General features: G+C 73.1%; 1 protein-coding gene. It reads right to left on the bottom strand.

What is annotated here, in order from left to right; translation table 11 throughout:
* The coding region (locus tag AC5RUJ_RS18575; protein ID WP_494156552.1) for an ATP-binding cassette domain-containing protein at nucleotides 1-327 on the bottom strand (327 nt) is incomplete at its 3' end.
* Between the last annotated feature and the right edge of the window lie 71 nt (nucleotides 328-398).

Genomic DNA, 398 nt, shown 5'->3' on the forward strand with positions numbered 1-398 from the left:
CGCGGCCCGGCGGACGCCGTTCAGCCGCGGCACGGTGGCGATGTTGTCCAGCACCGTTCGGTGCGGCAGCAGCCCGGCAGCTTGCATGACGTAGCCCATGGACCGGCGCAGGGCCGCTGCGGGCCGGCCGGAGACGTCGTGGCCGTCCACGAGAACGGACCCGGAGGTCGGCTCCACCATCCGGTTGATCATCCGCAGCGAGGTGGTCTTGCCGCAGCCCGAAGGGCCCACGAAGACGGTGATCGCGCCGCGGTCGATGTCCAGCGTCAGGTCTTGGACCGCCGCCTGTCCGGCGTAGGTCTTCGTGACGGCGCGGAACTGCACCATGGGGCCGGCACCGGCTCCGGCCGAGCGTTCGGCCGGCAGCTCATCCGGCCGGGCGGCCGGCCTCGTGGGCT

The sequence above is a fragment of the Arthrobacter sp. Y3223164 genome (assembly GCF_059091005.1).